This window comes from Streptomyces sp. NPDC104313 (assembly GCF_055583985.1).
In genome coordinates this window covers 67710-94153 of sequence record NZ_JBVJMW010000021.1, presented here as the reverse complement: position 1 = coordinate 94153, position 26444 = coordinate 67710, and the positions used below count along the sequence as shown (strand labels likewise).

Sequence of the window (26444 nt, the reverse complement as noted above, 5' to 3'; positions counted from 1 at the left end):
CGCACCCCCCGGGGCTCCTCAGCCCCGGCCGCTCCGCAGCGCCTTGGCCCGCCGGGCCACCCGGCGCAGAGCCGGGCCGGCGCGCAGGAAGGCCAGCCGGGCCGGGACCGCGCCGGGAAGCGCGAGTGAGGCCAGCCGGCGGCGCTTGAAGTAGCGCCGGGTGCGGTCGTCCAGGTGCGTGGACAGATAGCGCTCGGCGGCCGGGCGCAGATCGGGCCGGACCTTCGGCCGCATCGCGAAGCCGACGGCCGCGAGCAGACCGTCCAGCTCCGCACCGGAGCACGGCTTCCGCGCACCCACCGCCTCCGCGTCACCGAGCCCGGGCAGCACGGCGTCGGCGAGCGTCGCCGGTATCCGCTCGGCGTTCTCGTACGGGGTCAGACGCTCCAGGAGCAGCCCCGTGCCGACGGTCGCCACCGGGAGGCCGTGGAACCGTGCCGCTCCGAACAGCGCGGCCGAGGTGCAGCCGAGGACCAGCGCGGGTCGCAGCCGGTGCAGCAGCACATCGGCAGGCACCGGCAACGGGGGTGCCAGTACGGTCAGTTCGACGCCCAGCCGGTCCGCCTCGGCGCGCAGCGGCGCCGGGCTCTCCCACGGTGCGTACGGATCCGGCGCGAACACCAGCCGGGTGTGACCGAGGGCGGCCGCCCCGCGCACCATCTCCAGACGCAGCCCCGCCTCCTCGGCCGCCGGGATCGACCCGGCCCCGGCGAGATCCTGCCCGAGCAGCAGCGCGGTCCCCTCGATGGCGGGCAACTCCAGCTCTGTCCGCGCCAGTTCGCCGATGACCTCGGCGATCGCCTCGGCCGGCACGGTCCGCGGCTCCACCCCGTACTCGCCCAGCAACAACAGCCGCGCCCCGGGAACCAGGTCCGGATGGAGCAGCCGCCGCACCCGGACCCCGGTCAGCGGGGGGATCTTCTCCCCGGTCGGGCCGTAGCCGCCGGGCCCCTCCGCGTACACATCGACCGGGACACCGGCGAAGACGTGGGTGAGGGCCCGGGCGGGACCGGCGTGCGGGGAGTCCACGACGAGCTCCAGCTCCTCGTCGCCGAGCCCCCAGGCGCGCCGGAAGTGGCGCTCCCACAACGGGGCGTCGTCGGCCCGGGGCAGCCAGTCGGCCGGGTGGAAGGGGAAGATCGCGTCGTTCCACGGGAGAACCTCGTCGAACCGGGCGCGCAGCCGCTCGAAGCCGGCGGTCTCCGAGACGTCGGCGACGGCCTCCGGGGCCGGTCCCGTCCGGGACAGCAGCAGGATCCGGCGGTCGGGACCGGTGAAGCAGCCCGCGTCGATCGCCGCGGCGAGCAGTACCGTCGCGGCGATCGAGGAGGCGTGGAAGATCCGGATGGTCATGCGGCCGAGGCCCCCTTCGCGGTGACCTGGCGGCGGCGCAGCCTGCGCACCCGGGTCGCTCGTGTCACGTCCATGGAGTCGAGAGCCTCGTTCAGCAGCCGCTGCGGCAGGCGCCCGAGGGCCGCCGCGCCACGCGACTTCAGTTCGCGGGCCACGGCCGGTTCGCAGGTGTCGATGGCGCCCAGATGGTGGGCGATGACCGCGCAGTACGTACGTACGGCCTTCGGCAGCAAATCGTCCGCGTCGCGGTCGGCGGCCGTATCGGCGATCACCTGGTCGAAAGCGCGCAGGAAATCGAGCCGACGCATATCGCCGATCCGGGTCAGCGACGTGTTCACCCCGCGCCGGTAGAAATGGCTGAGCATGCCCAGGGCGGCGAAGGATTCCGCTTCCCGGTGCAGCCGCCAGATCCACGGCCGGTCCTCGGCCGTGCGCAGCCCGTCGGTGAAGTGCAGCAGCCCCCGGTCCAGGAGCCGCCGGTGGTAGAGGCCCGCCCAGGCGAACGCGTAATCCACCGACGTGGTGCGGTGGGCGGGCAGGATCGCGGTCCGGGGGTCGCTCACCACCCCGTGCGGGCCGTGCGGCACCCGTCGTACGGTTCGCGACCTGCCGTTCGCCTGGACGTGGTCCGTCCGCACGAAGTCGCAGCCCAGCGCCTCGGCCCGGGTCACCAGCCGCCCGTAGTGCCCGGGGGCCAGCCAGTCGTCGCCGTCCAGGAAGGCGATGTACTCGCCGCGGGCGGCCTCAAGACCGGTGTTGCGCGCGGTGGCCAGACCGCTGTTCACCTCGTGCCGCAGCAGTACGGCCCCCGGGATCTCCTCGGCGGCCCGGCGCAGCAGCCGGGGGGTCCCGTCGGTGGAACAGTCGTCGACAAGAAGGAACTCGAAGTCCTTTCGGGCGTTGGCCCGCAGGCTTCTGAGGGTGTCGGGCGCGTAGGTCTGCACGTTGAAGAACGGCACGATGACGGAGAGCTTAACCACGCGCATCACGTTAGGTGCGACGTCGGTTCTTTCCTTTTCCATCGTGCGCCCAGCAGGTGAACAACGCTCGTCACCCAGGTGAATCACCTTTCCCGGAACGGGAATTGAGGGCGTTTTCAGCTCCGCTCCCCAATCGTCGGCTCGCTGTTAACCATCTGTTGCTGTCGCGTTGGGCCGCGCATCGAAATGCCTTCCTAGCTTCTAGGACGTGCCCCCACGTACCAGCAACGAGGCCGAACCGGCCGAAGCCCCCGCCGCGCCCCGACCGGCGCTGCGGGTCGCCGTCCTCGCCGACTCCGACACCCGGTGGAAATGGGGCGCGCTCACCGCGCGCCGCCTGACCGCCGGGGCGGACGGCCCGGACGCGCGGCCCGTCGAGATCAGCGGACTGCTGCTGCGCGGCCGGGCCACCCCGACGCCTCGCCAGCTCGCGGAGGTCGGCGAGGTCGGGATCGACGCCGAGCGGGTCCGCGAGGTCACCGCCGTCGAGTTCCTGCACACCGTGCGCCACGAGGGTTACGACCTCGTCGTCCTCGCCCTCGTCGGCGGCGGAGTCCAGGCCATGGTGCACGGCCTCGCCGCCCTCGGCCTGCCGCGCCGGCCCGTCGTCGTCACCGGATACGTGGGCGTTGTCTACGAGAAGCTCGCCGACGGGCTCCTCCTCCGCCACGGGGCGGACCTCGTCCTCGCCAACTCGGCCCATGACGCGGCGCGTTTCCGCGCGGTGTACGAGGGGGTGGGCGCCGACGCCTCGGCCGTCACGGAGGCCGCCCTCCCCTTCCTCGGCGGAGCCCCCTACCGCCCCGAAGAGGGCCGCGACACCGTGGTGTTCGCCGCCCAGCCCTCCGTGCCGGCCTCCCGCGCCGACCGTACGTACCTGCTGCGCAGGCTCGTCGAGCACGCCCGGCTGCACCCGCGCCGTGAGGTGCTGCTCAAGCTGCGCTCCAGGCCCGGCGAGCACACCACGCACATCGAGGAACTGCCCTACCAGAAGCTCGCGCAGCGGCTGCCCGGCGGTCTGCCGCCCAACTTCCGCCTGGTGTACGGGCATATGGGCGAGGTCCTGGACCGCACCGACCTGCTGGTCACGGTCTCCTCGACGGCCGCACTGGAGTCCCTGCACCGAAGCGTCCCGACCGCCGTCCTCACCGACCTCGGCGTCCGCGAGACGCTCGGCAACCACCACTTCGTCGGCTCCGGGCTCCTCACCTCCTGGGACCGGCTCGACGGCGGGATCCGGCCCCGGCCCGACGAGGAGTGGCTGGCCGGGCAGGGCGTCGCCGCCGATGGTTCGTACGGCACCGCCTACGACACGGCCCGCGCCAAGGTCACCGCCCTCCTCGCCACCGGCCAACTCCCGCCACTGGCGCCCTACTACACACCCGCCACCGCCCCCGGCTACCTCCCCGGCATCCTCGGCCGCCACCACCTGGCCCCCGACGGCACCCCCCTGCCCGGCGCGACCGCACCGCAGGAGCCCGGACGGGTCCGGGGCGCGGTACGCGAAACCGTCCGCAACGCGGCCCGGGGTGCCTACCGCCAGGGCGTCCAGCGCGTCGCCCCCGTGATCCGCCGGATGGGCGAGCTGTGACCACCCCAGCGGCCTCCACGGCCTCCATGGCCTCCACGGCCTCAGGAACCTCCGTGGCCCCAGCGGCCTCAGCTGCCTCCACGGCTTCAGAAACCTCTGCGGCCCCAGCGACCTCAGCAGCCTCCATGACCCCAGGGACAACGATGCAGCCGCCCCCGACCCCGCCCCCGACCCCGACCGTCCTCGCCGTGATCCCCGCCCGCGGCGGATCCAAGGGCGTCCCCGCCAAGAACCTCGCCGAGGTCGGCGGCATCCCCCTGGTGGCCCGCGCCGTCCGCGCCGCGCTCGGCGCCCCCGAGGTCACCGACGTCGTCGTCACCACCGACGACGGGGCGATCGCCGAGGCCGCCCGGAGCGCCGCCGCCGGCCTCCGGGCCGCCCACCGGCTGCACTGTGTGGAGCGCCCCGCCGCCATCGCGGGCGACACCGCCACCAGCGAAGCGGCCGTGCTGCACGCCCTGGACGTCTACGAGGCCGAGCAGGCCAAGCACGTCGACGTGGTCCTCCTCGTCCAGTGCACCAGCCCGTTCGTCTCCCGCGAGGACATCGACGGCGTCGCCAGGGCGGTGGCCCACGAAGGCGCGGACACGGCCGTCACGGTCGCCCCGTTCCACGGCTTCGTCTGGCGCGACGGGCACGCGGTCGAAGAGGAAACGTCCGGCGTCAACCACGACAAGTCCGTACGCCCCCGACGCCAGGACCGCCCCCAGGACCACCTGGAGACCGGCGCCGCCTACGCGATGGACGCGGCGGGCTTCCGCACCCACCGCCACCGCTTCTTCGGCCACACCGCCCTCGTCCCCACCGACCCGGCGCGGGTGCTGGAGATCGACGACCCGCACGACCTGGCCCGGGCCCGCGCGCTCGCCCCGCTCCTGGACCCCTCCCCGCTGCCCTCCCGCGCGGACGTGGACGCGGTCGTCCTGGACTTCGACGGCACCCAGACCGACGACCGGGTCATGATCGACTCCGAGGGCCGCGAGACGGTCGCCGTGCACCGGGGCGACGGACTCGGCATCGCCGCGCTGCGCAAGGCCGGGATGCCCCTGCTGATCCTCTCCACCGAGCAGAACCCGGTCGTCGCGGCCAGGGCCCGCAAGCTCCGGATCCCCGTCCTGCACGGCATCGACCGCAAGGACGAGGCGCTGAAGCGGTGGTGCGACGAGCAGTCCATCGCCCCCGACCGGGTCCTCTACGTCGGCAACGACGTCAACGACCTGCCCTGTTTCTCCCTCGCCGGCTGGCCCGTCGCCGTCGCGAGCGCCCACGACTCGGTACGCGCCGCGGCGCGCGCCGTCACGACCACCCCCGGGGGCTACGGCGCCATCCGCGAGATCGCGGCCTGGCTGCTCGGCCCCACCCTCACCACCACCACCGGATCCACCTCCGAGCCCACAGTCCCCACAGCCCCCACCGAGTAAGGAAGCACCATCATGAACACCTCCCGCCTGCGCACCTTCGGCACCCGCACCGCCGGCCCCGGCAACCCCGTCTACATCACGGGCGAGATCGGCATCAACCACAACGGCGACCTCGACAACGCCATCGCGCTGATCGACGCCGCGGCCGAAGCCGGCTGCGACGCCGTCAAGTTCCAGAAGCGCACCCCGGAGATCTGCACCCCGCGCGACCAGTGGGACATCGAGCGCGACACCCCCTGGGGCCGGATGACGTACATCGACTACCGCCACCGCGTCGAGTTCGGCGAGGCCGAGTACACCGCCATCGCCGAGCACTGCGCCAGGCGCGGCATCGACTGGTTCGCCTCCCCGTGGGACACCGAGGCCGTCGCCTTCCTGGAGAAGTTCGACGTCCCCGCCCACAAGGTGGCCTCCGCGTCGCTCACCGACGACGAGCTGCTGCGCTCCCTGCGCGCCACCGGCCGCACGGTGATCCTCTCCACCGGTATGTCGACCCCGAAGCAGATCCGCCACGCGGTCGAGGTCCTCGGCAGCGACAACATCCTGCTCTGCCACGCCACTTCCACGTACCCGGCGAAGGCCGAGGAACTGAACCTGAGGGTCATCAACACCCTCCAGCAGGAGTTCCCGAACGTCCCGATCGGCTACTCCGGCCACGAGACGGGCCTGCAGACCACCCTGGCGGCCGTCGCCCTCGGCGCCACGTTCGTCGAGCGCCACATCACCCTGGACCGCGCCATGTGGGGCTCCGACCAGGCCGCCTCCGTCGAGCCGCAGGGCCTGACCCGCCTGGTCCGCGACATCCGCACCATCGAGCAGTCGCTCGGCGACGGCGTCAAGAAGGTGTACGAGTCCGAGCTCGGCCCGATGAAGAAGCTCCGCCGCGTCGCGGGCGTCGTCGCCGAGACCGAGAGCGAGCCGGCCCCCGAGCCGGTCGCGGTCTGAGCGCCGACCGGTGAACCTCGCCTTCGTCGAGAGCCCGGTCCAGCTCCTGAACGTCCTGGAGTGGGTTCACACCCAGGGGGGAGACGATCCGGCCGACACCATGGTCGTCGTCCTCCCCCCGGTCGACCCGATGTCGCGCGGTCAGCTGCGCCGGATGGCGGAGCTGGCCCGCGACGAGGGCATCGCGGTCCGCTGGCAGGAGGCGCGCGGCGAGTCCGGCGCGCCCCTGAAGGCCCTGCGCGCCCTGGCCGGCCTGGTCCGGCGCGCGGACCACATAGTGATCGGCGACCCGTTCTCCCGCTATGTGCAGCTCCTGCTGACCCTGGTCCGCGCCGAACGCCTCACGGTGGTCGACGACGGCACGGCCACCATGGAGTTCGTCGCCCAGCTGGCCCGGGGCGAGCGCCTGACGCGCTGGCACCGCCGGGGCCGCACCGGACCGCGCGAACTGGTCCTGGCCCCGGTCACGGCGACGGCCCGCCGCCGCTTCACCCCGACGGCGCACCACACGGTCGAGGTGTTCACCGCGATGCCGGTCGAGGCTCCGCCCGGCATCGCGGTCACCCCGAACACCTTCGCCTGGACCCGCGCCCGGTTCGGCCCGCCCGGCATCGGCAGGGGCGCGGACCTGGTCGGCACCTCCCTGGTCGAGACGGGCGTCGTCGACCCCGTCCCGTACCAGGAGGCGGTCACGGCCCTGGCCCGCACCCACGGGGCCACCCGCTACTTCGCCCACCGCCGTGAGTCCGCCGAGAAGCTCCACGCCCTGGGGGCGGCCACCGGTCTGGAGATCGTCCGCCCGGACCTCCCCCTGGAACTGATCGCCCGCCGAGGCCCCATCGGCCGTACGATTCTCAGCTTCCCCTCCACGGTCGTCCACACCCTCCCGCTGGCCCTGGCCGGCACGGGCGTGAACGTCGCGGTCTGCGACATCGCCCCGGAATGGCTCCGCGCCACGGCCTCGCCCCGCGCCCAGGGCTTCCTGAACGGGGTCACGGAGACGGCGCGGGGGGTGCGGCGACTGTCGTCGGTGGCCCACGCGTAGGGCCCCGACGCGGCGGTGGTCCTACGGGGAGTCAGACGATCCTCGGGGGATCACCCGGCAGATCCGGGGGAGTCACCCGATCGCCCGCCCCGTCCCGAAGCCGAAGCCGCCGTCCGCCGCCACGCGGCCCGGCCACAGCGTCAGAGTGCCGTCCTGCGTACGGCCGTGCAGATCGGCGAATCCGTCGCCGTTGAGGTCGCCGACCGTGTCCAGCACCGGACGGGCGGCCAGGGTGAAACCAGTGCCGATCCGCACACGGTTCGCGGGGTCGCCCCAGACAGCGAGGTCCGGTCCACCGTCGGCACCGCTGCCGCCGCGCACGTCGTAGAGGTCGCCGGTGGCCTTCTCACGCAGCCACAGGTCGGCCAGGCCGTCGCCGTCGAGGTCGCCGGGCGCGAGGACGGTGAAGCCGTCCCAGTCCGAGCCGCCGACCGCCACCGGCACGTCCAGCCGCATCCCGTACAGGCCGTGGTAGACCCACAGCCGCTCGCCCTCCTGGACGAGGAGGTCACTCCTGCCGTCACCGTTCAGGTCGCCGGGGGCGATCACCTGCTCCGCGTCGCCCCAGTGGTCGTCGCCGGTCCAGCCGGGCTCGCCCACACAGCCGTAGTCCTCGTCCGGGACCGGACAGTCGACCGTCAGAAGCTGCCGGCCCCGGGTGCCGTCGACGCTCCCCAGCCCGCTGTTGGAATGGACCCAGAGCTGCTTTCGCCGTGTGTTGGGGTTGTACTCCAGCGTCACCAGGTCGACGTATCCGTCGTCGTCCCAGTCGGTCCGGTAGGTGGTGCCGGCCCCGGGCACGGTCAGCCCGGCGCCGGCCGCGGGGGCGAAGGTTCCGTCGCCCCGGCCCGCGTGGGTGAGCAGCGCGCCTTGGGAGTCCAGGCTCCAGATGTCCTTGGCACCGTCTCCGTTGAGGTCGCCGGGGGCGTCGGGGGCGGTGATGCCCTGGGCGTAGAAGCGGTACGTGGTCGTGTCGGAGCGATTGCCGGAGCGGTCGACGCTGTTGACGTACAGCACGTGCGGGCCGCCGGTCAGCGGAGTGGCCGTCACGTCCGCCGCCCCACCGGGGGAGACGGATACCTCTCGCCGCTGCGAGTCGAACGTGCTGTACCAGACGTACCCGACGACGTCCTCCACGCCGTTGGCGCCCAAGGTGAAGGTGCCGGGGGTGCGGGCGTCCCCGGTCTCCGCGGGCCATCCGGCGTCCCCGTCGGGGAACTCCTCCGAGGAGACGGTCGGCGGCCGGTCCGGCCGTACGCGGTCGACGGAGAGGACGCAGTAGCCGGTCCAGGCGGAGGCGGCTCCCGCCGGGTCCGTGGCACGGACCCGCCAGCGGTAGTCGCCGGAGGGCAGGTCGATCGAAGAGGCCGCGGCGGTGCCGCCCGCCATGGCGTCCACCGAACGCTCGGCCACCGGGACCGTGCCGTCGGCGTCAAAGACCTGGAACTGCGCGGTGAGGTAGGGCGAGTCGGCGTCCTCCACCCGGGCCATGAGAGTCGTCCCGGTGTTGCCGATGAATCCGCCCCCGCACTCGGTCGTGGGGCTCGTGGCCAGGCGGTCCGGTATCTCGGGGGGTGTGTTCGCCAGGCGCGCGCGGTCGGCGGACACGGTGGTACGGGAGCGGTCCGGCGCGGCCGTGGCGGGCGGTGCCAGGGCGGCGACCGTGCCGAGGGACGCGGCGACGGCCACCAGGAGTGTGCCGCGACGGAACAGTCTCCTTCTGTTCGGGGTGGAGTCGGATCGACTGTTCATAGGGCTCCTCACAGGATGTCCATGATTTCTTCGTGATCCTATGAGCGTTCTCGCCGTGGTGTCCCGCGCCTTTCCCGCAGGCGCACGGACCCTATTGCGGAAGACGAACGGGTATACCCGCAACCACCCAGCGTCACACGTCCTCACCCAAACTTTGTTCGCCTGAGCGGCTGAAGTTTTGTTGATCTGTGGCCAGTTGAGGGGGCAAGGGGCCTACGCTTCCTAGGGTGAACCAGTTGAAGTCCCGCGCCTCCCGCCCCCACGACCCGGCCGGCCGGCCCGGCGGAGGTGCGCTGCCCGGCAGGCTCTCCGACGAGCTCCGTGCCGAGCTGACCGCCTTCCGCCGGGATCTGCACATGCACCCCGAGCTCGGCAACCAGGAGTTCCGCACCACCGCGGCCATCAAGGACCGGCTGGAGAAGGCCGGGCTGAAGCCGAAGGTCCTCGCCGTCGGGACCGGGGTCATGTGCGACGTGGGGGAGTGGGACGGGGTGACGCCCATGCTGGCGTTGCGGGCGGACATCGACGCGCTGCCGATCCCGGACACCAAGGCGGCCGTGCCCTACCGGTCCACCGTGCCCGACCGGGCGCACGCCTGCGGGCACGACGTGCACACCACCACCGTGCTCGGGGCGGGGCTGGTGCTCGCCGGGCTCGACCGGGAGGGGCTGCTGCCCAACGCCGTGCGGCTGATCTTCCAGCCCGCCGAGGAGGTCCTGCCCGGGGGCGCGGTCGACGCCATCGAGTCCGGGGTGCTGGAGGGCGTCGGGCGGATCATCGGCGTGCACTGCGACCCGAAGGTGGACGTCGGGCGGATCGGGCTGCGGATCGGGGCGATCACCTCGGCCTGCGACCGGCTGGAAGTGGCGCTGGACGGGCCCGGCGGGCACACCGCCCGGCCGCATCTGACCACCGACCTGGTCACCGCCGCCGCCCGGATCGCCGTCGACGTGCCCGCGCTGCTCGCCCGCCGGGTCGACGCCCGTTCCGGGCTCGCGGTGACCTGGGGGCGGCTGGAGACCGGGCACGCCCCCAATGTCATCCCGCAGCACGCCGAGCTCTCCGGCACCGTCCGCTGCCTGGACCTGGACGCCTGGCGCGCGGCCCCCGACCTGGTGCACGCCGCTGTCGACGAGGTGGCCGGAATGCACCGGGCCAAGACCGTCATCACCTACGTGCGCGGGGTGCCGCCCGTGGTGAACGACGCCGAGTCCATCGGCCTGCTGGACGCCGCCATGACCGAGCGCCGCGGATCGTACGCGATCGAGGACACCGAGCAGAGCCTGGGCGGCGAGGACTTCTCCTGGTACCTGGAGCGGGTCCCCGGCGCGATGGCCCGCCTCGGCGTCCGGACCCCGGGTGACACGCGTGGGCTCGACCTGCACCGCGGCGACTTCGACGTGGACGAGGAGGCCATCACCGTGGGTGTCGAACTGTTCACCGCCGCGGCGTTGTTCGACGGGAACCGTTAGCGGAGCGTTGACACGGTCTTCGCGGGCCGTTCGTGGACCTGCGGGAGGTCTTCTGTTCACGACGATCCGATAACGGCTTCCGTACGTGCTCTTATCTGACATCTACGCGCGTTACGATCGCCGCGAAACCAGCGCCGGAAGAGGCGCTTCGGTCAGGTTTGAAGGAGCCTTCCCTTGCGCCGGATCACCAGGATCACCACCGTGGGCATTGCGTCCGCGGCGCTTGCACTCAGTGTTACCGCCTGTGGCGGAAAATCGTCGTCGGACGCCAGCGCCGACTCGGGCGGCGACAAGGCCGCCATCGCGTACGACATCGGCGGTCGCGGCGACCAGTCGTTCAACGACGCCGCTTACGCCGGACTCGCCAAGGCGGAGAAGGAACTCGACGTCAAGGGCAGCGAGGCCGAGCCCTCCGACGGTGAGGGCGACGCGGACAAGGTCCAGCGCCTCACCGAGCTGGCCCGTTCCGGCAACAACCCGGTGATCGGCGTCGGCTTCGCCTACGCGCCCGCCATCAAGAAGGTCGCGCCGAAGTTCCCGAAGACCACCTTCGGCATCATCGACGACGCCTCGGTGACCGGCGACAACATCGCCAACATCGTCTTCAACGAGGAGCAGGGCTCCTACCTCGCCGGTGTCGCCGCCGCCAAGGTCACCAAGACGAAGACGATCGGCTTCATCGGCGGTGTCGAGACCCCGCTGATCAAGAAGTTCGAGGCGGGCTTCGTCCAGGGCGCCAAGGACACCGACCCCGCGGTCAAGGTCCTCCCGCAGTACCTGACGCAGCCGCCGAACTTCGACGGCTTCTCCAAGCCCGACCTCGGCAAGGCCGCCGCCCAGGGCCAGCTCGACAAGAAGGCCGACGTGATCTACTCGGCCGCCGGTCTGGCCGGCTCCGGTGCCATCGAGGCCGCCTCCAAGGCCGGCAAGTGGAACATCGGCGTCGACTCCGACCAGTACAAGCAGGAAGGCCTCGCGGCCTACAAGGAGTCCATCCTGACCTCGGTCACCAAGGACGTCGAGGACTCGGTGTTCAACCTGATCAAGTCGGTCCAGGACGGCAAGCCGACCACCGGTGAGATCCGTTACGGCCTGGACAAGGACGGCGTCGGCCTGTCGATGTCCAACCCGGCGTTCGTCAAGATGACCGATGTCATCGCGGCCGTCGACAAGGCCAAGCAGGAGATCATCGACGGCAAGATCACCGTCAAGTCCGCTCCGTAAGCAGCTCGGAGCCTCCTGCCGTACAGCTGGTTTCCCCAAGGCCCTGTCCGTCCCTGCGCCGCACTCCGGCCGGTGGACGGACAGGGCCGCGGGCCCATCCCCGCCGGACGGACAGGCTCCCCGCCGCGGAACGCGAACCTCCCGCGGCACTCCCCGAGCTTCCCCAGCCTCACCCGCCTCACCCGCCTCACCCGCCTCACCCGAAGAAGATCCGCCTCTCGCAGTGCTCTCCCACCCGGCCGGACCGCGCGTCCGGACCGTGATGTGCACCTGTGTTTCACGATTCGGCAGCGCTACGCGTGTAGACAGCCCTCCGGCGCGATAACTTCACCCCGCCCCTCAGGGGGGTCTCCGATACCCCCAGCCCCTCCGCCCCCGCTCCTGTCCGGCCAAGGAGAGTGCGTCATCAACGCGTCCAGCAGCCCCCCTGCCGTAGAACTGCACGGCATCACCAAGCGCTTCCCCGGCGTCGTCGCCAACCACGACATCGACATCACGATCGGCAAGGGAACGGTCCACGCCCTCGTCGGTGAGAACGGTGCCGGCAAGTCCACCCTGATGAAGATCCTCTACGGCATGCAGAAGCCGGACGAGGGCACCATCGCGATCAACGGCGAGCAGGTCTCGTTCTCCAACCCGGGCGACGCCATCGAGCGGGGCATCGGCATGGTGCACCAGCACTTCATGCTCGCCGACAACTTCACCGTCCTGGAGAACGTCGTCCTGGGCGGCGAGAAGCTGTACGGCATCGGCTCCGGCGCCCGGAAGAAGATCAAGGAGATCTCCGACGCGTACGGCCTGGGCATCCGGCCCGACGCGCTCGTGGAGGACCTGGGGGTCGCCGACCGGCAGCGCGTGGAGATCCTCAAGGTCCTCTACCGGGGCGCCCGCATCCTGATCCTGGACGAGCCGACCGCGGTCCTCGTACCGCAGGAGGTCGACGCGCTCTTCGCCAACCTGCGCGAGCTCAAGGCCGAGGGCCTGACCGTCATCTTCATCTCGCACAAGCTGGGCGAGGTGCTCTCGGTCGCCGACGACATCACGGTGATCCGCCGCGGCACGACCGTGGGCACCGCCGACCCGGCCGGCATCACGACCAAGCAGCTCGCCGAGCTGATGGTCGGCAGCGAGCTGCCCTCGCCGGAGACCCGCGAGTCCACCGTCACCGATAGGCCGATGCTGCGCGTGCGGGACCTGGCGCTCACGGTCACCGACCCCGACGGCACCGTCCGCGACGTGCTCGCCGGCATCGACCTCACCATCCACCAGGGCGAGGTCCTCGGCATCGCCGGGGTCGAGGGCAACGGGCAGACCGAGCTGATCGAGGCCCTGATCGGCATCCGCGACCCGGACGGCGGGGTGATCACCCTCGACCAGGACGACATCTCGCACGTCCCGACCCGCAAGCGGCGCGAGGCCGGCATCGGGTACATCCCCGAGGACCGCCACCGCCACGGCGTCCTGCTGGACGCCCCGCTGTGGGAGAACCGCATCCTCGGCCATGTCACCGAGAAGCCCAACAGCCGCGGCTGGCTGCTGGACAACAAGGCGGCCCGCGCCGACACCGAGCGGATCGTGCGTGAGTACGACGTGCGCACCCCCGGCATCGAGGTCACCGCGGCCTCCCTCTCCGGCGGTAACCAGCAGAAGCTGATCGTCGGCCGCGAGATGAGCCACGCGCCCAAGCTCCTGATCGCCGCCCACCCCACCCGTGGCGTGGACGTCGGCGCGCAGGCGCAGATCTGGGACCAGATCCGCGAGGCCCGCCGCGAAGGGCTGGCCGTCCTGCTGATCTCGGCCGACCTGGACGAGCTGATCGGGCTCTCCGACACCCTGCGCGTCATGTACCGCGGCCGACTGGTCGCCGACGCCGACCCCGCCACCATCACCCCGGAGGAACTGGGCTCGGCCATGACCGGCGCCGCCACCGGTCACCTCGAAAGCCCGGAGGACGAGGCCCGATGAAGAAATTCGACAAGGACCGGCTGATCCTGGGCTTCGCCGGCCCGGTGCTCGCCCTGGTCGTCGCCCTCGCGCTGACGACCGTGGTGCTGCTCGCCTCCGGCCGGAACCCCTTCGAGCCGTACCGGATCATGTTCGAGTCGGCCGGGTACGTCGACGTACAGGTCCTGATCGTCAACCAGGCCGGTACGTACTACCTCGCCGCACTCGCCGTGGCCGTCGGCTTCCGGATGAACCTCTTCAACATCGGCGTCGACGGGCAGTACCGCCTCGCCGCCATGATGGCCGCGCTGGTCGGCGCGAGCGTCAGCCTGCCGGGTCCGCTGCACATCGCGCTGATCGTGATCGTCGCGATGCTGGTGGGCGCGTTCTGGGCCGGCATCGCGGGCTTCCTCAAGACCACCCGCGGGGTGAGCGAGGTCGTCTCGACGATCATGCTCAACTCGATCGCCACCGCCCTGGTCGCCTGGCTGATCCTGCCGAAGAACTTCGGCGAGCAGCCCGCCGGCTCCAACAACCTGACCACCGGGGAGATCCCGGAGTCCGGCTGGTTCCCGGGGCTGCCGATGGGCGACCAGGCCGGGGAGATCTACGGTTTCACCTTCGTCGCCGCGGGCTGCGGCCTCCTGTACTGGTTCGTGCTGAACCGCACCCGGTTCGGCTTCGACCTGCGCGCCACCGGCGCCAGCGAGAGCGCAGCCCAGGCGTCCGGCGTGGACGCCAAGAAGATGATCCTCACCTCGATGCTGATCTCCGGTGCGGTCGCGGGCCTGGCCGGGATGCCGACCCTGCTCGGCGACACCCACACCTACAGCCTCGACTTCCCCACCGGTATCGGCTTCACCGGCATCACCATCGCGCTGCTGGGCCGCAACAACCCGCTCGGCATCGCCTTCAGCGCCCTGCTGATCGCCTTCCTCGACAAGTCGTCGGCCTCGCTCGACCAGTACGGGTACGAGAAGGAGATCGCCACGATCATGCAGGGCCTGATCGTGATCTCGGTCGTCGTCTCCTACGAGCTGGTCCGCCGGTACGGAATCCGCCGCCAGCAGCAGAAGGTCGGCGAGGAGCTCGCGGCCGGCCACGCCATCAAGACCGAGAAGGAGGCGGCCCTGTGAGCACGAGCAAAGCCACCGCCGCACGCGTCGCCCCCACCAAGGGCGGCGGACGCCGCAAGCTCTCCCTGCCCGTCGTCCTCCTGATCATCGCGGGCGCGCTCGCCCTGGTCTCGCTGGTCCGCCTCATCAGCGGCGCCAACGACATCACCTCGGTCGGCCAGGTCGCCGGCGCCCTGGAACTCGCCGTCCCGATCGGCCTCGCCGGGCTCGGCGGCCTGTGGGCCGAGCGCGCGGGCGTCGTCAACATCGGCCTCGAAGGCATGCTGGTCCTGGGCACCTGGTTCGGGGCCTGGGCCGGGTTCCAGTGGGGCCCGTGGGTGGGCGTCCTCTTCGGCATCCTCGGCGGCTGCCTCGGCGGTCTGCTGCACGCGGTCATCACCGTCACCTTCGGCGTGAACCACATCGTCTCCGGTGTGGCCATCAACATCCTCGCCGTCGGCGTCACCCGCTACCTCTCCAACTTCGCCTTCGACGGCATCCAGGGCGGCTCCTCCAAGCAGTCCCCGCGCATCGATCCGATCGACAAGATCACCATTCCAGGCCTCTCGGACTGGCTCCAGGACCTGCAACAACAGCACTGGTTCCTGATCTCCGACATCGCGGGCATCGTCGGCGGGCTGGTCACCGGCCTCTCCCTGCTCACCGTCGTCGCCCTGCTGCTGATCCCCGCCACCTGGTGGATCCTGTGGCGCACGGCGTTCGGACTGCGGCTGCGCTCCTGCGGCGAGTCCCCGGTGGCCGCCGAGACCCTCGGCGTCAACGTGTACAAGTACAAGTACATCGCCGTCACGGTCTCCGGCGGTCTGGCGGGCCTGGGCGGCGCGTTCCTCGCGATCGTCGCCACCGGCATCTACCAGGAGGGCCAGACCGGCGGCCGGGGCTACATCGGCCTCGCCGCGATGATCTTCGGCAACTGGATGCCGGGCGGCATGGCCCTGGGCGCCGGGCTCTTCGGCTTCACCGACAGCCTCAAGCTGCGCGGCGGTGCGGAGAACGTCCACGCGATGCTGCTCCTGCTGGCGATCCTGCTGGTCATCGCGGTGTTCTGGCAGCTGTACAAGAAGAAGTACGTCGCCGCGGTGATCTCGGCGGCCGTCTCCGCGCTGCTGTTCACCTGGTACTTCCTGACCGACCAGGTGCCCAGCCAGTTCGTCGACGCCGCCCCGTACATCACGACGCTGCTGGTCCTCTCGCTCTCCGCGCAACGCCTGCGGATGCCCAAGGCGGACGGTGTGCCGTACCGCAAGGGCGAGGGCAAGTGACGACGCCCGCCGCCGGAGACGGCGTCGCCGCCACGGCGTTCGGCGAAGCCGACTGGGAGGGACTGCGGGTCGCGGCCCGGGACGCCATGTCCCGGGCGTACGCCCCCTACTCGGGCTTCCCGGTCGGAGTCGCCGCCCGGGTGGACGACGGCCGCACCATCACCGGCTGCAACGTGGAGAACGCCAGTTACGGCCTCTCGCTCTGCGCCGAGTGCGGTCTGGTCTCCACCCTCCACGCCACCGGCGGCGGCCGGCTGACCCACTTCACCTGCGTGGACGGCACCGGGGCGGTCCTGGTGCCGTGCGGCAGGTGCCGGCAGCTGCTGTACGAGTTCGGCGGGCCGGAGCTGCTCCTGGAGACGCCCGACGGGCGGCGCACGCTGGACGAGATGCTGCCGCAGTCGTTCGGCCCGCAGCACCTCGGCTGAACCCCGTATCTCCCGGCGGTGGCCCTTCCCCTCAGTGGAAGGGCCACCGCTCTTTCCTCTCTCTATGCGCGTAGAGTCATCGAGGACTCTTGCGTACGCACCCGGCCGGAAGGATTCCCATGGACGCCATCTCCGTCATCCGCACCAAGCGGGACCGAGGCGAGCTGACCCCCGAGCAGATCGACTGGGTCATCGACGCCTACACCCGCGGCGAGGTAGCCGACGAGCAGATGTCCGCACTCGCCATGGCGATCCTGCTCAACGGGATGAACCGCACCGAGATCGCCCGCTGGACCGCCGCGATGATCGCCTCCGGCGAGCGGATGGACTTCCGGGCGCTCTCCCGCCCCACCACCGACAAGCACTCCACCGGCGGCGTCGGCGACAAGATCACCCTGCCGCTCGCCCCGCTGGTCGCCGCCTGCGGCGCGGCCGTGCCGCAGCTCAGCGGCCGGGGCCTCGGCCACACCGGCGGCACCCTGGACAAGCTGGAGTCCATCCCCGGCTGGCGGGCGCACATCTCCAACGCGGAGATGCTCGACGTCCTCGACACCACCGGCGCGGTCATCTGCGCCGCCGGTGACGGGCTGGCCCCCGCCGACAGGAAGCTGTACGCGCTCCGCGATGTCACCGGCACCGTCGAGGCGATCCCGCTGATCGCCAGCTCGATCATGTCCAAGAAGATCGCCGAGGGCACCGGGGCGCTCGTCCTGGACGTCAAGGTCGGTTCCGGCGCCTTCATGAAGACCATCGAGGACGCCCGCGAACTGGCCTCCACCATGGTCGCGCTCGGCACCGACAGCGGGGTGCGCACGGTCGCGCTGCTCACCGACATGGCGACCCCGCTCGGCCTCACCGCGGGCAACGCGCTGGAGGTCCGCGAGTCGGTCGAGGTGCTGGCCGGCGGCGGCCCGAGGGACGTCATCGACCTCACCCTCGCCCTCGCCCGCGAGATGCTGGACGCCGCCGGGCTCAAGGACGCCGATCCGGAGAAGGCGCTCGCCGACGGTTCGGCCATGGACGTCTGGCGCCGGATGATCTCCGCCCAGGGCGGCGACCCGGACGCCGCGCTCCCGGTCGCCCGCGAGCAGCACGTGGTGACCGCGCGCTCCTCCGGCGTCCTGACCCGCCTGGACGCCTACGACGTCGGCGTCGCCGCCTGGCGCCTCGGCGCGGGCCGGGCGCGCAAGGAGGACCCGGTGCAGGCGGGCGCGGGCGTCGAACTGCACGCCAAGCCCGGCGACACCGTCACCGAGGGCCAGCCCCTGATGACGCTGCACACGGACACCCCCGAGAAGTTCGACTACGCGCTGAAGGCGCTGCCCGAGGCGTACGACATCGCCCCGGCCGGCACGTCGTTCGCGCCGCTGCCGGTGGTGCGGGAGCGGATCGCGTAACACGCTGACCGGGCACACGCGGACGGCCCGCCGCACGGATGGGATCCGTGCGGCGGGCCGCCGTCGTGCGGGTGTGAACTACGCGACGCGAAGCGTCACTTGCCCAGGTACGCGCTGTAGATCTTCACCGACGAGGTGTTGCCCTTCTTGTCGGTGACCTTGGCGGAGAAGGAGATCGCCTTGCCCTTCGCCGGGTTCTTGACGGTGATCTTCCCCTTCGTGACGGTGACCTTCTTCCAGGTCTTGCCGCCGTTGTAACTGACGTACGTCTTCAGCGACTTCAGGTTCTTGCCCACGGCCGCGCCGTGCACCTTCACCGGCACCGAGACGGTCTTGCCCGCCTTGACCCGGCCGTCCGTGCCCACGGCTGGGGTGAACCGGACGGTGGAGACGGGCAGCATCGTGGACGCGGTCTTCTTGGAGCGGAAGGTCCAGGCCGCGTCCACCCGGGTGGAGAGCGGGCTGATCTTCGCGCTGTGCCTGACCGAGGTCGTCAGCCGGTAGTCGGCCGCGCCGGCCGGTACCCGGAAGACCTCCTCCCCGAGCAGCGGGTCGCTGTTCTGGCCGAGCTTCTTACCGTTGCGGTACAGGACGGTCTTGACCGACGAGAGCGCGATGCCGCCCGCGTTGCCCTGGCCGTCCGCCAGCAGCGGGAGCATGCCGCTGATCTCGTTGCCGTCGCGGACGATGCCGAAGTCCTTGCTCACCAGCGGCCCGAAGACCGCGGTGTTCACGGTCCTCGTGTACGTTTTGCCCGGCTTGTACTTTCCGGACCCGCCGATCGTGTAGCCCGCCTCGTAGGTGGGGAAGCCCTCCTCGTCGGCGGGACCGGTCTGGTTGAACTCGGAGCTCCAGGTCACCTTGTCGGCGGTGGAGAGGTACAGCGTGCGGGTGCCGGGCAGCTTCTGCTCGGTCACGGCGGCCCAACTGCCGCCCTGGGTCGGGAGGTTGCCCCAGGAGACGATCTCGCCCTTCTTCTTCGGCGCGGCCGCTCCCATGACGACCTTGACCTTGGCCAGCTGCCCGGCGGTGAACTTCCGGTGGTAGCCGGTCGCGAGCTGCTCGACCTTGCCGCCGACCGCGATGCCGTACTCGGTCGACGCACCCCTGGTCCAGGAGCCCGTCCAGTGCTGGGCCAGCGAACCGTCGGTGATCTTCGGGCCGACGTGCAGTGTGCGGATGCCGGCCGGCGACTGCGCCAGCCAGCCGAAGGAGACCCGGTCGTTCGAGGACTCCACCGAGTAGTCCGGCGCGTACAGCCGGGGCTTCGCCTTCGTGTCCGGCACGGTGATGCTCACCGGCTTCGCCTTGCGGGCGTCGAACGTCAGCGAGGTGTTCTTGGTGACCGCGACCTTGGGCCGGGCGATCCAGTCGGCGCCCTTGGTGACGTCGTCCGGGTCGCTGTAGACCGTGGAGTTGACCACGTACGTGCCCTTGGGTACCCGGATCTTCGCCGTGCCGTCGACGACCTGCGGGCTCAGGAACGGGAAGTCCGCCCCCGCGTCGAAGCGGTAGAGCGTGTTGTCCGCGTAGGCGGCCGGACGGCCGTCGCGCCCGAGGTGCTTGACGGTGACCTCGTAGCTCTCCACCTCACGCTCGACCGCGGCGGCCGTGCGCACGGTCTGCCCGCCGCCGGTCGCCACCAGGTAGGCGGAGTACGTGCCGTCCACGGTGCCGCCGAGGCGGGTGTCGGCGGTCAGGGTGACCTCCGCCGTGCCGCCCTCGGGCACGGTGACCCGGTCCGCGCCGAGCGTGAAGAAGCCGGCCGGGGCGGGCTTGCCCCCCGGGTCGGTGCCCGTCGCCTTCAGGTCGAGGGTGACGTCGCCCTTGCCGAGGTTGCGGTACGTGACCTTCTGGGTGGCCGGCTTGTCGTCGGTGTGCGGCCACTGCTGCACCCCGAAGCTCACCGAGACCGGGTCGGCGACGACGGTCTGGGCGATCGCGCGATCCACCGCGATCCGGCCGGATCCCTGCTGGAACGGGTTGTACGCGCCGGGCTTCGTGGACGCGGTCAGCGCGCCCTTCAGCTCGGTGTACGCCCACGTGGGGTGCTGCTCCTTGAGCAGGGCGGCCGCGCCCGCGACGTGCGGGGTGGCCATCGACGTACCCGAGATCGTCGCGTAGCCGGCGGGGTTCTCGCCCACCTCCTTCGCGATCAGCGAGTCGGACGGGATAGCCGCCGTGGTGTCCACGCCGGGCGCCGTCACGTCGGGCTTGATCGCCCCGTCCCCGACCCGCGGGCCGCGGCTGGAGAAGTCCGCCAGCTTGTCCTGGTCGTCCACCGCGCCCACGGTCAGCGCGGCGTCCGCGCTGCCCGGCGAGCCCACCGTGCCCGCGCCGGCGCCATCGTTGCCCGCGGCGATGGCGAACAGGACGCCGTTCTCGGCCGACAGCTTGTCGACCGCCGCCTCCAGCGGGTCCACCTCCGGGGTGTCGGTCCCGCCGAGGCTCAGGTTGACGATGTCGGCGCCCTGGGCGACCGCCCACTCCATTCCGGCCAGGATGCCGGAGTCCTCGCCGTAGCCGTCGTCGTCGAGCACCTTGCCCGAGAGCAGCTTGGCGTCCGGGGCCACGCCCTTGAACTTCCCGCCCGACCGGGCACCGGTGCCCGCCGCGATCGAGGCGACGTGCGTACCGTGGCCCACCCGGTCCTTGGTGTCGGCGGAGGCGCTGAAGTTCTTCTCCGCGAGGATCTGGCCCTGGAGGTCGGGGTGGGTGGCGTCCGTCCCGGTGTCCAGGACCGCGATCTTGACGCCCTTGCCGGTGAACCCGGCCTTCCACGCCGCCGGGGCGCCGATCTGCTGGACGCTCTTGTCGAGGCTCGCCCGGCGCACCCCGTCCAGCCAGACCCGGTCGATACCGGCCGCTGTGGTGACCCGCTCGCCGCCCGGGCGCCGGTCGGTGAGCGCCTTCCAGATGGCCGGCGCGTCGGCGGTCGGCGTGGTCACCGACTCGGCGTTCAGTGACGTCAGGCTCCGGCGCACCTCTGTGGAGCCCGCTTCGCGGACCTGCGCCTTCGCGGTGGCGGTCTGCTTGCCCCGGTAGCCGACGATCAGCTTCAGACCGTCCCGCTGGGCCCGGAGGTTCTCCGGGCGGCTCAGCTCGGTGACGTCGAACAGCCGTCGGTCGAGTTTGCCGGAGACGATCAGCCGGTGGGCGTCGGCCGGGACGACGAGCGTGTGCCCCTTGTCGCTCATCCGCTGGACCGGGATCTGCTCCCGGCCCTTCGCGGGCCGGAAGGCGACCGGCTTGCCCTGGGCGTCGACGGTGACCCGGTCGCCGGTGACGAGGGTCAGCTGACGCGACTTACCTCCCTGGGAACGGTCCTGGGCCCGGGCGTCGGACGCCCCCCTCGGATCCGGCTGGGCGACGGCGGACGGGGCCATGCCCGCCGCCAGTGCCACGGCCACGGCGGTGGCGACCGCCGGTATGCACGCGTTTCTCACGTGTCTGCGCAACTCTCCCCCTGGAGAACTCGATGGTTGCTCGGTCCCGCCGGGCCGGTCCGCAGAGACGCAGGAACGACGGCTGCGGCCCGTCGGTTCGCTGAACTAGAGCGAATATTGGGGGAGTTGGTTCACGGAAGGGGCGTCAGGGGCTCACAGTTGTCGCAAAACGGCCCCTCCGTGGCGGGTGCGCGTGGCAGGGACCGATGAGTTTCGCCCGCCGGAGCGGTCTGCCTGGTGTGGATGCCGAGAATCCGATCGTCCTGACTGTGACCGGCCGGGTCAGCCGTGCCGTCGTGCCCGACCTCTGCGCCGAGCTGGAGCGTGCTCTCGCCGGCCCCCGCGGAGCCGCCCTCGCCCCGGGCGCGGCGGTGGACTGCGATGTGGGCGGGGTGATCCGGCCGGATCTGACCCTGGTCGAGGCGGTGGCCCGGCTGGGGCTCGTCGCCCGCCGGTCCGGACGCACGCTGCGGCTGCGCCGCGTGCCCCCCGAACTCCGGTCGTTGCTGGACCTGGTGGGCCTGGCCGACGTGGTGGCCCTGGAGGAGGGCCCGGAGGAACGGGTGCCGGACCCGGGCTGACGCGGGCCCGGGCTGACGCCGGGCGCGCACCGACCCGCGTACGGTCGTCGGCCGGGCCCGGCACCCCACGGCACACCCGGGGTGCCGGGCCCGGCCGACGACTCCTACGCGTCGGCCGGGAGCCGGTCCTCCAGGCCGAACAGCGGGAACCAGCGAGGGACGTCCAGGAAGCAGTGCATTCCGGTGATCGCCCCGTCCTGGATGTCGATGACCTGGACCGCCCACGGCACGAATCCGTCCCCGTCCTCGGCGGGCTTGTAGTGCGCGAAGCCGGGGGACCCGTTGGCCGGGACGGGCACCAGCTTGGAGCCCGCGCACGCCGCGCCGATGGAGGTCATGAAGCCCGTGATGTCCCCGGTGCCCTGGAGCCACAGGTCGAACGGTGGCATCGTCATCACCGCGTCCTCGTGGAGCAGCGCGGTGAGGGCGGCCATGTCATATCCCTCGAACGCCTTCACATAGCGCTCCAGGAGCTTCTGCTGCTCCTCGTCGAGGGGGTCGGCCGCGTCACCCGACCGGCCCCCCGTCTCGGTCAGCGTCGCGCGGGCCCGCTGCAGGGCGCTGTTGACGGAGGCGACGGAGGTCTCCAGCAGCTCGGCCACCTCCGCGGCCTTCCAGGCGAGGACCTCGCGCAGGATCAGCACGGCGCGCTGCTTGGGCGGCAGGTGCTGGAGGGCGGCGACGAACGCCAGACGCACCGACTCGCGCGCCACGGCCGCCTCCGCCGGGTCCTGGACCGAGGGCAGGATCCGGCCGTCGGGCATCGGCTCCAGCCAGACGTTCTCCGGGCGGGAGCTCAGCGCGGCCTGGGCGAGCGGGGTGGGCCCCGTCAGGTCGACCGGGCGGGCCCGCTTGTTGCCCGCGTTCAGCATGTCCAGGCAGACGTTGGTGGCGATCCGGTAGAGCCAGGAGCGCAACGAGGAGCGGCCCTCGAACTTGTCGAAGTTGCGCCAGGCCCGGACCAGGGTGTCCTGCACCGCGTCCTCGGCCTCGAAGGCGGACCCGAGCATCCGGTAGCAGTACCCCGTCAGCTCGGTCCGGTGCCCTTCCAGGCGGCTGTCGATACCGGAAGCGTCGCCTCCGCTGTCCGCCGCCGCTCCTATGGCCGTCGTCGTGGTCAGTTCGCTCATCGCTCCACCTCTGTCGCGCGCAGCCGCGCTGTGGCATCCGTCACCCGGCACGTCGGAAGCTATCGCAGGCCACTGACAGTCGGGGCGGACGGACGACAGAGGGGCACCGGGCGGATCGCGGCCACGATCCGCCCCGGTGCCCCTGAAGGTGTTCCGCCGGTAGCGAGCGCTTCGCTCAGGTCCCGGGCTTGCGCCCGTACACGTACACGTCGTCGCCGTTCTTCAGCAGTTTCCAGTATGCCTTCGCGTCGGCGGGGCGCATGTTGACGCAGCCGCCGGAGCCCGGCGGGTTGTACATGGACTTGGTGACCGAGTGGAACGCCTGGCCGCCGTCGAAGAACTGGGAGTGCGGCATCCAGACCTTGTAGATGGTCGACCAGTGCTTGATGCTGCGCCAGTAGATCTTCTTGGCGCCGGTCCGGGTCTCGACGCCGTTGCGGCCGGTCCGTACCGGCACGGGGCCGTACTTCAGCTTCTTGCCGTCCTGGATCCAGCTCAGCTGCCGTGTCAGGTCGACACAGGCGATGCGCCCTTTGTTGGTAGGGCACTTCTTGGCCTTGTTGGGGTTCTTCCCGGCGGCCTTCTGGGCGAGCATCGTGTTCATCGTGCGCCAGGTCAGCGGACCGGCGTAGCCGATGGTGGGGGTGATCCCGTGCGTCTTCTGGAACTTCTGGATCGCCTTGCAGTCGGCCGTCGACTGCCTGCCGTCCACGGGCCGCTTCAGGAACTTCTCGACCTGCTTCTGGTGCGGTCCCACCGACGTGGTGCAGGACGCCGCGTGGGCGGCGGTGCCGGTGCCCAGGACCAGGGCCGGAGCGGCCACCAGTCCGGCGACGGACAGTGCCACCCCTCGTCGCGGAGGTCTTCCGGATCTCTTCGCCGTGACTCGCATGCGCGCCAACTCCCCTTCGCCCACAGTGCGTTGTTGGTTACGCCTGGTAGACGTGCGAAGGGGGCCGGTGGTTGCGCGCCGGTATGTCTCGGTTGCGTCCCGGTCCGGCGGGTGGCGCGGCGGTTCAGCGGGTGGCGGGGACGAGCGCCTGTCGCTCCGCACGCGCCACCCTGGTCCCGTACAGGGTGATCGAGACGACCCCGAGGACCGCGAGCAGCCCCAGGGCCACCGTCGCCGTCCAGCCCCCGGCGTGGAAGGCGACCGCGCCCAGCGTGCCGCCCGCGCTGGAGCCCAGGTAGTACGCCGACTGGTAGAGCGCCGAGGCCTGTGCCCGGCCTGTCGTCGCGGTGCGGCTCACCGACGACGAGGCGACCGCGTGCCCGGCGAAGAAGCCTGCCGTGATCAGCACCAGGCCCAGCAGTACGGCGGCCAGCCGGTCGGCCAGTGAGAGCAGCAGCCCGGCGGCCGTGGTGGAGACCGCCAGATAGAGCGCGCCCCGGCGGCCGAGGCGGGCCACCAGACGCCCGGCGGCGGCGGAGGAGACCGTACCGACCAGGTAGACCAGGAAGATCGAGCCGATGACGCCCTGCGGCAGGCTGAACGGCTCCTCGACGAGCCGGTAGCCGATCACCGTGTAGACCGCGCCGAACACCGTCATGAACAGCGCGCCGATGGCGTACAGCCGGACCAGCAGCGGGTCGGCCAGATGCGTGGCGACGGTCTTCGCGAGGGCCTTCGGGTTCAGCGAACCGGGACGGAAGTTCCGGGCCTTCGGGATGAGGAAGTGGAACGCGACGGCGCACGCCAGCGCGAGCAGCCCGACCGCCGCGAGCGCGGCGCGCCAGCCCCAGGCCTGGGCGACCCACCCGGTGAGGATGCGCCCGCTCATACCGCCGATGCTGTTGCCCGCGACGAACAGCCCGATCGCGGCGATCAGTACCTTGGGCCGCACCTCCTCCGCGAGATACGCCATCGCGGAGGCCGGGAGTCCGGCGAGCGCCGCGCCCTGGACGGCGCGCAGGGCGATCAGCGCGCCCATCGACGGGGCGAGGGGCACCAGCAGTCCGACGAGCACCGCGATCGCCAGCGACGCCGTCATCATCTGCCGCCGCCCGAACCGCTCCGAGAGCGCGCTCAGCGGCAGCACGAACAGGGCCAGCGCCCCGGTCGCGGCCGAGACCGTCCAGCTCGCCTGTCCGGCACTCGCGTCGAACGAGGCGGAGAGCGCGGGCAGCAGCGCCTGGGTGGAGTAGAGGAGGGCGAAGGCCGCGACCCCGGCGGCGAAGAGGGCGAAGCTCATCCGGCGGAAGCCGGGGCGGCCGGGCTCCAGGCGCTCATGGGCAGCGGCGGTGGCTGCGGCGGCGGGGGACTGCGGGGCAGAGGCATCCACGGCGATCGTGGATGCCCCGGTACTGGCGGGAGGCATACGTCGAACGTAGAGCGAGACGTTTCATGCGTCCAATGCACGAAACTGCGATAATCAATCCCATGGCGCATGAACGCAGCTCAGGGCCTCGGCTGTCACCAAGTGGTTACGAAGAAGACATCCGGGCCGTGCTCGCGCCGCGCCTCGCGTACTTCGAGGCGGTCGCCCGGCACGAGCATGTGACCCGTGCCGCGCACGAGCTGGGCGTTCCGCAGTCCACGCTCTCGCGGGCCATGGTCCGGCTCGAAGCGGACCTGGGCGTCGCCCTGTTCGCCCGCAAGGGCCGCACCGTCTCGCTCACCCCGGCGGGCCGCACCTTCCTCGGCTCGGCGGAACGGGCCCTGGCGGAGGTGGAGAAGGCCGCCGACTCGGTCCGGGCGGACGCCGACCCGACGGCGGGCCGGGTCTCCTTCGGCTTCCTGCACACCATGGGCTCGGAGACCGTGCCCGCCCTGATCCGCGCCTTCCGGGCCGACCACCCCAGGGTCCGCTTCCAGCTCGTGCAGAACTACGGCGAGGCGATGATCGAACGGCTGCGCGCGGGCGCCCTCGACCTCTGTCTCACCTCTCCCGTGCCCGACGCCCCCGACCTGGTGGCCCGCCGCCTCGACGAACAGCGGCTGCGGCTGGTGGTCCCCGACGACCACCGCCTCGCGTCCCGCCGGCGCATCCGTCTCGCGGAGGCCGCCGAGGAGACGTTCGTCACCCTGGAGCCCGGTTACGGGCTGCGCCGGATCACCGACGACCTCTGCGCCCAGGCGGGCTTCACGCCCCGGGTCGCCTTCGAGGGCGAGGAGGCGGAGACCCTGCGCGGGCTGGTCGCCGCCGGGCTCGGGGTGGCCCTGCTGCCGCCGCCCGCGGTCGCCCGGCCCGGCGTCGTCGAGCTGACCGTCACCGCACCGCGCGCCGCCCGCGAGATCGGGGTCGCCTGGCTGGACGGCCACCCCGACACCCCGCCGGTCGCTGCCTTCAAGCGCTTCCTGCTCTCGCGTCGGGGCAACCTGCTGCCCAACTGAGCG

Annotated in this window: 20 protein-coding genes; 13 read left to right on the top strand and 7 right to left on the bottom strand. The window is 71.7% G+C overall.

Annotation, left to right across the window (positions count from 1 at the left end; genetic code table 11):
* Positions 1-18: 18 nt before the first annotated feature.
* Positions 19-1353: a hypothetical protein gene (locus tag ACZ60Q_RS33185; RefSeq protein ID WP_469641277.1), complete on the bottom strand. Its 1335-nt coding sequence runs from the start codon at positions 1351-1353 to the stop codon at positions 19-21.
* A complete protein-coding gene (locus ACZ60Q_RS33180) occupies positions 1350-2333 on the bottom strand; it encodes a glycosyltransferase family 2 protein (protein WP_469641276.1) in 984 nt (327 codons plus the stop codon). Before ACZ60Q_RS33180 ends, ACZ60Q_RS33185 begins: the two co-directional genes overlap by 4 nt.
* Before the next feature lie 208 nt (positions 2334-2541).
* Here ACZ60Q_RS33180 and ACZ60Q_RS33175 point away from each other — a divergent pair, with 208 nt between their 5' ends.
* The 4 genes from ACZ60Q_RS33175 to ACZ60Q_RS33160 all read left to right on the top strand — a co-directional run bounded on the left by ACZ60Q_RS33175 (position 2542) and on the right by ACZ60Q_RS33160 (position 7335).
* On the top strand, positions 2542-3924 hold the full coding sequence (locus tag ACZ60Q_RS33175) for a DUF6716 putative glycosyltransferase (RefSeq protein ID WP_469641275.1): 1383 nt from the start codon (positions 2542-2544) through the stop codon (positions 3922-3924).
* A 125-nt stretch (positions 3925-4049) separates the two neighbouring features.
* Entirely contained in the window at positions 4050-5345 is a 1296-nt protein-coding gene (locus tag ACZ60Q_RS33170; RefSeq protein ID WP_469641274.1) for a cytidylyltransferase domain-containing protein, read from the top strand.
* A 12-nt stretch (positions 5346-5357) separates the two neighbouring features.
* A complete protein-coding gene (locus tag ACZ60Q_RS33165; protein WP_469641273.1) occupies positions 5358-6290 on the top strand; it encodes an N-acetylneuraminate synthase family protein in 933 nt (310 codons plus the stop codon).
* Between the two features lie 10 nt (positions 6291-6300).
* Positions 6301-7335 (top strand): hypothetical protein, encoded by a 1035-nt coding sequence (locus ACZ60Q_RS33160; RefSeq protein WP_469641272.1) that lies wholly within the window; start codon positions 6301-6303, stop codon positions 7333-7335.
* A 72-nt stretch (positions 7336-7407) separates the two neighbouring features.
* Here the strand turns inward: ACZ60Q_RS33160 and ACZ60Q_RS33155 are convergent, their stop codons facing one another.
* Complete coding sequence (locus ACZ60Q_RS33155; protein WP_469641271.1) at positions 7408-9087, bottom strand: FG-GAP repeat domain-containing protein; 1680 nt, start codon at positions 9085-9087, stop codon at positions 7408-7410.
* A 236-nt stretch (positions 9088-9323) separates the two neighbouring features.
* Between ACZ60Q_RS33155 and ACZ60Q_RS33150 the strand changes: the two genes are divergently transcribed.
* The 7 genes from ACZ60Q_RS33150 (at position 9324) to ACZ60Q_RS33120 (ending at position 17950) form a co-directional block, all read left to right on the top strand.
* Entirely contained in the window at positions 9324-10559 is a 1236-nt protein-coding gene (locus ACZ60Q_RS33150) for an amidohydrolase (RefSeq protein ID WP_469641298.1), read from the top strand.
* A 174-nt stretch (positions 10560-10733) separates the two neighbouring features.
* Positions 10734-11783: a BMP family lipoprotein gene (locus ACZ60Q_RS33145; protein WP_469641270.1), complete on the top strand. Its 1050-nt coding sequence runs from the start codon at positions 10734-10736 to the stop codon at positions 11781-11783.
* Between the two features lie 381 nt (positions 11784-12164).
* Positions 12165-13748, top strand: a complete 1584-nt coding sequence (locus ACZ60Q_RS33140; protein ID WP_469641297.1) for an ABC transporter ATP-binding protein — start codon at positions 12165-12167, stop codon at positions 13746-13748.
* Entirely contained in the window at positions 13745-14863 is a 1119-nt protein-coding gene (locus ACZ60Q_RS33135) for an ABC transporter permease (RefSeq protein ID WP_392160696.1), read from the top strand. Before ACZ60Q_RS33140 ends, ACZ60Q_RS33135 begins: the two co-directional genes overlap by 4 nt.
* Entirely contained in the window at positions 14860-16125 is a 1266-nt protein-coding gene (locus ACZ60Q_RS33130) for an ABC transporter permease (RefSeq protein ID WP_469641269.1), read from the top strand. The genes ACZ60Q_RS33135 and ACZ60Q_RS33130 overlap by 4 nt, the downstream gene beginning before the upstream one ends.
* The gene (locus tag ACZ60Q_RS33125) at positions 16122-16553 is read left to right on the top strand and encodes a cytidine deaminase (RefSeq protein WP_469641268.1); all 432 of its coding nucleotides are present in this window, start codon (positions 16122-16124) and stop codon (positions 16551-16553) included. Before ACZ60Q_RS33130 ends, ACZ60Q_RS33125 begins: the two co-directional genes overlap by 4 nt.
* A gap of 119 nt (positions 16554-16672) precedes the next feature.
* Positions 16673-17950, top strand: a complete 1278-nt coding sequence (locus ACZ60Q_RS33120) for a thymidine phosphorylase (RefSeq protein ID WP_469641267.1) — start codon at positions 16673-16675, stop codon at positions 17948-17950.
* 95 nt (positions 17951-18045) lie between these two features.
* Here the strand turns inward: ACZ60Q_RS33120 and ACZ60Q_RS33115 are convergent, their stop codons facing one another.
* Positions 18046-21396, bottom strand: a complete 3351-nt coding sequence (locus ACZ60Q_RS33115) for a S8 family peptidase (RefSeq protein WP_469641266.1) — start codon at positions 21394-21396, stop codon at positions 18046-18048.
* Positions 21397-21602: 206 nt separating this feature from the next.
* On the opposite strand from ACZ60Q_RS33115, the gene ACZ60Q_RS33110 reads away from it, so the two are divergent.
* Positions 21603-21977, top strand: coding sequence for an STAS domain-containing protein (locus ACZ60Q_RS33110; protein WP_469641265.1), 375 nt, complete (start codon positions 21603-21605; stop codon positions 21975-21977).
* A 104-nt stretch (positions 21978-22081) separates the two neighbouring features.
* Here the strand turns inward: ACZ60Q_RS33110 and ACZ60Q_RS33105 are convergent, their stop codons facing one another.
* The 3 genes from ACZ60Q_RS33105 to ACZ60Q_RS33095 form a co-directional block, all read right to left on the bottom strand.
* Positions 22082-23107, bottom strand: a complete 1026-nt coding sequence (locus ACZ60Q_RS33105) for a sigma-70 family RNA polymerase sigma factor (protein ID WP_469641264.1) — start codon at positions 23105-23107, stop codon at positions 22082-22084.
* 175 nt (positions 23108-23282) lie between these two features.
* Positions 23283-23999: a L,D-transpeptidase family protein gene (locus tag ACZ60Q_RS33100; protein ID WP_469641263.1), complete on the bottom strand. Its 717-nt coding sequence runs from the start codon at positions 23997-23999 to the stop codon at positions 23283-23285.
* A gap of 124 nt (positions 24000-24123) precedes the next feature.
* On the bottom strand, positions 24124-25425 hold the full coding sequence (locus tag ACZ60Q_RS33095) for an MFS transporter (protein WP_469641262.1): 1302 nt from the start codon (positions 25423-25425) through the stop codon (positions 24124-24126).
* Between the two features lie 62 nt (positions 25426-25487).
* Between ACZ60Q_RS33095 and ACZ60Q_RS33090 the strand changes: the two genes are divergently transcribed.
* Positions 25488-26441 carry a LysR family transcriptional regulator gene (locus ACZ60Q_RS33090; protein WP_469641261.1) on the top strand — a complete coding sequence of 318 codons (954 nt, stop codon included), beginning with the start codon at positions 25488-25490 and terminating at the stop codon, positions 26439-26441.
* Positions 26442-26444: the final 3 nt, after the last annotated feature.

Coding starts and splice junctions, on each gene's coding strand:
- ACZ60Q_RS33185 (WP_469641277.1), bottom strand. CDS start 1,353: ATGACCATCCGGATCTTCCACGCCTCCTCGATCGCCGCGACGGTACTG.
- ACZ60Q_RS33170 (WP_469641274.1), top strand. CDS start 4,050: ATGACCCCAGGGACAACGATGCAGCCGCCCCCGACCCCGCCCCCGACC.
- ACZ60Q_RS33165 (WP_469641273.1), top strand. CDS start 5,358: ATGAACACCTCCCGCCTGCGCACCTTCGGCACCCGCACCGCCGGCCCC.
- ACZ60Q_RS33155 (WP_469641271.1), bottom strand. CDS start 9,087: ATGAACAGTCGATCCGACTCCACCCCGAACAGAAGGAGACTGTTCCGT.
- ACZ60Q_RS33135 (WP_392160696.1), top strand. CDS start 13,745: ATGAAGAAATTCGACAAGGACCGGCTGATCCTGGGCTTCGCCGGCCCG.
- ACZ60Q_RS33120 (WP_469641267.1), top strand. CDS start 16,673: ATGGACGCCATCTCCGTCATCCGCACCAAGCGGGACCGAGGCGAGCTG.
- ACZ60Q_RS33110 (WP_469641265.1), top strand. CDS start 21,603: ATGAGTTTCGCCCGCCGGAGCGGTCTGCCTGGTGTGGATGCCGAGAAT.
- ACZ60Q_RS33105 (WP_469641264.1), bottom strand. CDS start 23,107: ATGAGCGAACTGACCACGACGACGGCCATAGGAGCGGCGGCGGACAGC.
- ACZ60Q_RS33100 (WP_469641263.1), bottom strand. CDS start 23,999: ATGCGAGTCACGGCGAAGAGATCCGGAAGACCTCCGCGACGAGGGGTG.
- ACZ60Q_RS33095 (WP_469641262.1), bottom strand. CDS start 25,425: ATGCCTCCCGCCAGTACCGGGGCATCCACGATCGCCGTGGATGCCTCT.
- ACZ60Q_RS33090 (WP_469641261.1), top strand. CDS start 25,488: ATGGCGCATGAACGCAGCTCAGGGCCTCGGCTGTCACCAAGTGGTTAC.